The sequence below is a fragment of the Enterobacter sp. 03-F-07-AD-ECC genome, from assembly GCF_047530935.1.
Classification (GTDB): Bacteria; Pseudomonadota; Gammaproteobacteria; order Enterobacterales; family Enterobacteriaceae; genus Enterobacter; species Enterobacter cloacae.
In genome coordinates this window covers 1-3976 of the sequence record NZ_JBLKBZ010000053.1, presented here as the reverse complement: position 1 = coordinate 3976, position 3976 = coordinate 1, and the positions used below count along the sequence as shown (strand labels likewise).

General features: G+C 54.0%; 3 protein-coding genes and 2 pseudogenes. 4 read left to right on the top strand and 1 reads right to left on the bottom strand.

The features are described 5' to 3' along the window. Positions 1–289: 289 nt before the first annotated feature. Positions 290–493: pseudogene (locus ACMWKA_RS25460) on the top strand (DDE-type integrase/transposase/recombinase); the annotation flags it as partial. 363 nt (positions 494–856) lie between these two features. Here ACMWKA_RS25460 and tetR read toward each other — a convergent pair. Continuing rightward, positions 857–1498 (bottom strand): tetracycline resistance transcriptional repressor TetR, encoded by a 642-nt coding sequence (tetR, locus tag ACMWKA_RS25455; RefSeq protein ID WP_013851373.1) that lies wholly within the window; start codon positions 1496–1498, stop codon positions 857–859. A 127-nt stretch (positions 1499–1625) separates the two neighbouring features. Between tetR and tet(A) the strand changes: the two genes are divergently transcribed. From tet(A) to ACMWKA_RS25440, 3 genes and pseudogenes are all read left to right on the top strand, one after another. Then, positions 1626–2825, top strand: a complete 1200-nt coding sequence (gene tet(A), locus ACMWKA_RS25450; protein ID WP_031942321.1) for a tetracycline efflux MFS transporter Tet(A) — start codon at positions 1626–1628, stop codon at positions 2823–2825. A 514-nt stretch (positions 2826–3339) separates the two neighbouring features. Next, complete coding sequence (locus tag ACMWKA_RS25445) at positions 3340–3843, top strand: shikimate dehydrogenase family protein (protein ID WP_013851371.1); 504 nt, start codon at positions 3340–3342, stop codon at positions 3841–3843. Between the two features lie 36 nt (positions 3844–3879). After that, positions 3880–3976, top strand: a pseudogene (locus ACMWKA_RS25440) (IS6 family transposase); the annotation flags it as partial.

Sequence of the window (3976 nt, the reverse complement as noted above, 5' to 3'; positions counted from 1 at the left end):
TCACGCTGAAAATGCCGGCCTTTGAATGGGTTCATGTGCAGCTCCATCAGCAAAAGGGGATGATAAGTTTATCACCACCGACTATTTGCAACAGTGCCGGCCGAATGTCTGCAGCTCGGTGAATCGGACTTTACGCATGGAGATCTCCTCAGAGGACATAATTAGTATGTCGGAGGATCTCTAAAAGTGAATGGTTCGTTTTGCAGGGATACTTACATGGGGAAACAAGATGAAACTTGAATATATACAGATAAATTAGTGGTCTGGGCGTTCTCGTCAGAAGCAAACAGCCTGCTTGCAAAAACAAGCGCTGGCAATGGCTTGGCAGGGCCGAGGTTGCCCGGGAGGTATAATTTTCCATTCGGACCAGGGAACCCAATATTGCAGCCTGCCGTACCGGATTCTGGCCGCTCAATATGGAATGATGCTCAGCATGAGCCGCAGCGGGAACTGCTGGGATAATGCTTTGCAGAATGACTGTTCCGCAGTCTGAAATCGGAGTGGATACCACGGGGTGGTTATCGGGACAGGACTGAAGCTGCTGGCGATATTGTTCAGTATCAAGGGGTGAGTCCCGAGAGGCGAGACAAGTCAAGGGCGCAGGCTGCGATGCGCAGCACGACATAGCCGGTATTTCCCTGCGGTGCCCCACAAGTATCAATGAAAGCCTCCAACGCGAGCCATTCGCGAGAGCCTTGAGTCCACGCTAAATCTATCTTATCTGCGCAGGGCAGAATGTGAAGACGGCCGCCCTGGCTCTTGCCCGCCAGGCGCACGAGGCGGTGGAAAGGGGGAGGGGATGTTGTCTATATGGCTCTGCTGTAGTGAGCGGGTTGCGCTCCGACAGCGGTCCTGATCAATCGTCACCCTTTCTCGGCCCTTGAATGTTCCTCGCAACGAGCCTCCTTTTCGCCAATCCATCGACAATCACCGCGAGCCCCAGCTCGAACACTGCGTCCGGACCGGCTTCGTCGAAGGTGTCTATCACGGCCCGCAACAACGGAGCCTGTTCAATGGTGCCGCCGCGCTCACCGGCATCGCTGTCGCCGGCCTGCTCCTCAAGCACGGCCCCAACAGTGAAGTAGCTGATTGTCATCAGCGCATTGACGGCGTCCCAAGCCGAAAAACCCGCCTCGCAGAGGAAGCGAAGCTGCGCGTCGACCACTTCCATCTGCGGTGCGCCCGGTCTCGTGCCAGCATGGATACGCGCGCCATCGCGATAAGCGAGCAGCGCCTGCCTGAAGCTGCGGGCATTCCCGATCAGAAATGAGCGCCAGTCGTCGTCGACTCTCGGCACCGAATGCGTATGATTCTCCGCCAGCATGGCTTCGGCCAGTGCGTCGAGCAGCGCCCGTTTGTTCCTGAAGTGCCAGTATAACGCCGGCTGCTGAACCCCCAACCGTTTAGCCAGTTTGCGTGTCGTCAGAGCCTCTACGCCGACCTCATTCAACAGGTCCAGGGCGACACGGATAACTGTATTAGGCTGCAACTTTATCATGCTTGACACTTTATCACTGATAAACATAATATGTCCACCAACTTATCAGTGATAAAGGATCCGTGAGTTCTATCGGACCAGCGGAGGCTGGTCCGGAGGCCAGCGGAGGCTGGTCCGGAGGCCAGACGTGAAACCCAACAGACCCCTGATCGTAATACTGTGCACTGTCGCGCTCGACGCTGTCGGCATCGGCCTGATTATGCCGGTGCTGCCGGGCCTCCTGCGAGATCTGGTTCACTCGAACGACGTCACCGCCCACTATGGCATTTTGCTGGCGCTGTATGCGTTGATGCAATTTGCCTGCGCGCCTGTGCTGGGTGCGCTATCGGATCGTTTCGGCCGGCGGCCGGTCTTGCTCGTCTCGCTGTCCGGCGCCGCTATCGACTACGCCATCATGGCGACGGCGCCTTTCCTTTGGGTTCTCTATATCGGGCGCATCGTGGCCGGCATCACCGGGGCGACTGGTGCGGTAGCCGGCGCCTATATTGCCGATATCACAGATGGGGATGAGCGCGCGCGGTACTTCGGCTTCATGAGCGCCTGTTTCGGGTTCGGGATGGTCGCGGGACCTGTGCTCGGTGGGCTGATGAGCAGTTTCTCCCCCCATGCTCCGTTCTTCGCCGCAGCAGCCTTGAATGGCCTCAATTTCCTGATGGGCATTTTCCTTTTGCCGGAGTCGCACAAAGGCGAACGTCGACCATTACGCCGGGAGGCTCTCAACCCGCTCGCTTCGTTCCGGTGGGTCCGGGGCATGACCGTCATCGCCGCCCTGATGGCTGTCTTCTTCATCATGCAACTCGTCGGACAGGCGCCGGCCACGCTTTGGGTCATCTTCGGCGAGGATCGCTTTCATTGGGACACGAGCTTGATCGGCATTTCGCTTGCCGCATTTGGTATTCTACATTCACTCGCCCAGGCAATGATCACCGGCCCTGTAACCACCAGGCTCGGCGAAAGGCGGGCACTCATGCTCGGAATGATTGCCGACGGCGCAGGCTACATCCTGCTTGCCTTGGCGACAAGGGGATGGATGGCGTTCCCGATTATGGTCCTGCTTGCTTCGGGTGGCATCGGAATGCCGGCGCTGCAAGCAGTGTTGTCCAGGCAGGTAGATGAGGAACGTCAGGGGCAGCTTCAAGGATCTCTTGCGGCGCTCACCAGCCTGACCTCGATCGTCGGGCCCCTCCTCTTCACGGCGATCTATGCGGCCTCTATAACAACGTGGAACGGGTGGGCATGGATTGCAGGTGCCGCCCTCTACTTGCTCTGCCTGCCGGCGCTGCGTCGCGGGTTTTGGAGCGGCGTAGGGCAACGAGCCGATCGCTGATCGTGGGAACGATAGGCCTATGCCATGCGGGTCAAGGCGACTTCCGGCTACCCGTCTTTCAATCACAACAAGTACAGCAATATTAGGACTGCTTTTCGCTCACAGCGGACCTCTAACCCAGCCATCTTGTCCGCTTCGTTCTAAGAACAGACATCCCTCACTTCAGAATGTGTAGTCAACGGGGGACAGGACAATACGAATGTTCCACTAAAAAATACAGATGAGATAATTATTTACACCAAATTTTGGAGATTTATCGTTGTATCAGGTATTAAAAGTACAATTTAAATCTATTATATCTCGCAATAAGCCTGACATGTAGGTTTCTACAAATTCTCTAATTACGTTATTGACATATGAGCATTTGAAGGCGTAACCTTCAATCACTGTATGTAGATGTGTCTTCCCCTGTTGAGGTGGCTGATACAGCATTTCTACTTGCCATTAAACCAGTCTTTCATGTAATCCTATGTAAAATAGTCTGGTTAATTTATTTTACATACGGGTATCAGTGATGAATGAACTCAGTATTGTTAGTGGTAAATTGCAACTGTTGTCGATCATAGGTGACCCGATCGCTCAGGTCAGCGCTCCACTCATGATAAATGCCGCCATCCTTGAAAAACAAATCCCCGACACTTTGATGGTCCCTCTCCATATAAACTCTGTAGGTCTGCAAACCGCTGTCAATGGTCTGAAATGTATTCAGAATTTTCGTGGTGCCATTATAACGATGCCTCACAAACAACATGCGCTTTCATTAATTGATTCAGCCAGTGAATCTGCTATGGCAATCGGAGGATGCAACGTCATCAGGAGGAATGCTCAGGGCCAACTACATGGGGATATGCTCGATGGTGAAGGTTTCGTATCGAGCCTTTTGAAAAGAGGCTTCGATGTGACAGGTAAAAGAGTCTATCTAGCTGGAACAGGCGGTGCTGGCTCAGCTATTGCTTATGCTATGGCCGCCAAACAGGTTGGAGAATTAATTGGCACTGTTGCAAATAGTCGGTGGTGATAAACTTATCATCCCCTTTTGCTGATGGAGCTGTACATGAACCCATTCAAAGGCCGGCATTTTCAGCGTGACATCATTCTGTGGGCCGTACGCTGGTACTGCAAATACGGCATCAGTTACCGTGAGCTGCAGG